Source organism: Pantoea anthophila (assembly GCF_006494375.1).
Lineage (GTDB): Bacteria > Pseudomonadota > Gammaproteobacteria > Enterobacterales > Enterobacteriaceae > Pantoea > Pantoea anthophila.
Window position 1 is genome coordinate 1 of the sequence record NZ_VHIZ01000023.1, and the last position, 3,155, is coordinate 3,155.

Below are 3,155 nucleotides of genomic sequence, written 5' to 3' on the forward strand. Positions count from 1 at the left end.
ACGTAGCTTTAAGACCACATTCAATTGCATAAAATAATAGTAGCCTGTGAGGGTTTGTTCTTTATTCCGATTTTGAGACATCTAGAGAACTACGCCAGGCCCTGACTAACTCTCTGTTTGTGAAGGGAATCTTAGCCACTTAACTTTCCTCTATGCTCATACATAAACTAAGCGAAAATGTGATTTAAAAGTACCAGTTCTACGTTGGCAGCTTTTCCAAAAAAACTCATAATTGTGCTTCAAGCGCTTCAAATATTAAGCTCTAAACCTCAAAGGATCTATTATAATTTCGAGTATTCGTATGGTGTAATTGAACCGTTGCGACAAGCATCAAGATAATCAGCCCACCACTGCACCATCAAACGCCTCTCATCCAAATGCTCAGAAGTATGTATGTAAGCCGCACGCACATTGTTACGCTCTGTGTGGCTCAATTGTCGTTCAATCGCATCATAGCTCCATAACCCTGACTCACCTAATGCACCTCGTGCCATCGTCCTGAAACCATGCCCACAAACTTCCGTTTTTGTGTCATAGCCCATTACCCGCAGCGCCTTGTTTACCGTGTTTTCACTCATCGGCTTACGTGGATCGTGATCGCCCACGAAAATCAGCTCTCGGTTCCCATTCATGCTTTTGATCTTTTCCAAGATAGCGAGAGCTTGTCGCGACAAAGGAACAAGATGTGGAGTCCGCATCTTTGAACCACGCTGAGAATGCTTAACACTGTCCAACGGTTCACGCTCACCGGGGATCGTCCACATGGCCGTTTCAAAATCTACTTCTGACCAACGGGCAAATCGCAGCTCGCTGGAGCGGATAAAGACTAACAAGGTAAGTTCGACAGCAAGTCGAGTTAACGGTCTGCCAGAGTAGTGATCAATGCGGTGAAGTAATTCGGGAATACGTTCAAGATCCAGAGCCGCACGGTGCTTTCTTTTCGCCATAGCAACCGCACCGGCAATCTCTTGAGCGGGGTTGTAGTCGATTAACCCACTCTGCACAGCAAAGCGCATAATCGCGGTAGTACGCTGCTGCAAACGAGCAGCGATTTCGAGACGCCCGGACGACTCCACCGCTTTGATAGGGACAAGCAGATCCCGTGTCTTCAGGTCAGCAATGTTCCGCTTACCGATGGCAGCAAAGAGATTATCTTCGAGACTTTTCAAGACACGAGCACTATGTGCTGAAGACCATTTTTGATTACTGGCGTGCCATTCTCTGGCAACCAGTTCAAACGTTATTGCCTCTTGCTCCTGCTCTACCTTAACGGCTTTCTTGTTCTCACTGGGATCGACGCTGTTTGCTAACAGCTTACGGGCTTCATCCCGGCGTGCCCTGGCATCCGCCAGCGAAACTTCAGGATATTTTCCCAATGCCAGCATTTTCTCTTTGCCGCCGAAGCGATAACGAAGCCGCCAGTATTTGGAGCCGTTAGGGTGAACCAGCAACACCATGCCTTCACCGTCAGTAAGCTTATAGGCTTTTGCTTCAGGCTTGGCCGAACGAACCTTCACATCACTCAGAGCCATGATGAGTATCCTTTCAAGGGTTCTGTGTGGGTACAAACATTATCGAACCGGGATATACCCGCAGTTGTACCCGCATCAGTAATTTGATGTAGATTGAATCAGGTTGACTTAGGTTGAGTGAAAAAGCGAGGAAAGCCTTGCGGATACTGTATTTCAGGCACAAAAAAAGACGTCCGTTGACGTCTATTGATGTTCCGATGGTGCCGAAGGCCGGACTCGAACCGGCACGTATTTCTACGGTTGATTTTGAATCAACTGCGTCTCCTAACTCATTGATTTTGATCAATTCGTTAGAATGCGCCTACGGCTAACCATACCAATTTCGCCATGAAATTGCCCCGACAAAATAACTGGGGTTTTCATGATTTACAAGAGAGATCGTTACCTGATTCTTGATCCTTGTGGTGTGTACATGGTTCGCATTGCGCTACCTGCTTACATGCGAGGGTATTTCAGCGGCAAAAAGAACTTCATCAAGTCCACTGGCACACGAGACATCAGGCAAGCAAGGCTGATCCGTGATGCTATCGCCGTAGAGTTTTCCAGATTAAGGGAACAGCTAAAACCACAACCCAGCGGCACTAAGATGGAACGAATCATCAATGAACTACGCCAGATAGGAAACATAGCCAAAGAAAACCCAATCCCATTGGGCGAAGCTGTTCTTACCTGCCCTTCACTTCTCAAACTTTTGGATCTGTACCTTGTGCAATTCAGCGAGAAACGAAAGCTAACTACCCTTTCTAAAACAAACAAAGCCGTAGAGGTGTTGCTTGCTCATCTCAAGAAAAAAGATGTTCAGCTAAAGGATGTGAACAGAACAACCGTAACAGGCTGGCTTGATAAGCTGAAAAAGGAAAAGGCACCTCAGACAATACAAAACTACATCAGCTCCCTTGCTCAGATTTGGGATCTGGCTAAGAACCGGTATCACGATGCACCACAAGATAACCCGTGGCGCGGTCATGCACTGGAAGCTAAAAGTAGCAAGGTTAGCTACGAAGTGTTTGCAGAGGGTGAGTTAACGAAGGTCTACAACCTGCTTGATGATGAAATGAAAGCGGTAACGCTGATAGGTATGTATAGCGGGATGCGCCTAAACGAGATCTGTTCACTGAAAACAGGCAACATCAAGACGGTTGAGGGCGTGTTGTGCTTTGAGGTGCTGGAAGGTAAGACAAGATCAGCAGCAAGGATCATTCCTGTTCACAGCAAGTTAACTGCACTGGTTGCTACGCTCATTCAGCGCCCCTATGACGGCTTCTTGTTTTACCATGCATCAATCACAGACCGTGCAGACGGCAAGCGATCCACATGGCACACACAAAGATTTACAAGGGCTAAGCGTAAGGCTTTGGGCGAAGCTGGCACAGAAAGAAAAGTTTTTCACTCGCTACGCCATTCCTACGCTCAGCAACTGGACAAGAACAAAGTTCCTGAGGATAGGATCGCTCTATTGATGGGGCATGAGCGCGGTAATACTGAAAGCTTTAAAACGTACTCTAAACACTCCGCTTCACCTGTTGAGCTATCAAGTTACATAGAGATAATTTCTTATCCTGAATTAAAGTAATAAAAAGGCGGCTTCTGCCGCCATCTGTTAATTTACTTGTACCACTGTTC

General features: G+C 46.6%; 2 protein-coding genes. One reads left to right on the forward strand and one right to left on the reverse strand.

Annotated elements, in window-relative coordinates; translation table 11 throughout:
* Positions 1 to 281: 281 nt before the first annotated feature.
* Complete coding sequence (locus tag FJW00_RS04090) at positions 282 to 1,532, reverse strand: tyrosine-type recombinase/integrase (RefSeq protein WP_140923128.1); 1,251 nt, start codon at positions 1,530 to 1,532, stop codon at positions 282 to 284.
* 361 nt (positions 1,533 to 1,893) lie between these two features.
* Here FJW00_RS04090 and FJW00_RS04100 point away from each other — a divergent pair, with 361 nt between their 5' ends.
* The gene (locus tag FJW00_RS04100; RefSeq protein ID WP_140923130.1) at positions 1,894 to 3,105 is read left to right on the forward strand and encodes a site-specific integrase; all 1,212 of its coding nucleotides are present in this window, start codon (positions 1,894 to 1,896) and stop codon (positions 3,103 to 3,105) included.
* Positions 3,106 to 3,155 lie beyond the last annotated feature (50 nt).

Excerpts from the sequence above, each read along its gene's own strand:
- FJW00_RS04090 (WP_140923128.1), bottom strand. The coding sequence starts at position 1,532 with ATGGCTCTGAGTGATGTGAAGGTTCGTTCGGCCAAGCCTGAAGCAAAA.
- FJW00_RS04100 (WP_140923130.1), top strand. The coding sequence starts at position 1,894 with ATGATTTACAAGAGAGATCGTTACCTGATTCTTGATCCTTGTGGTGTG.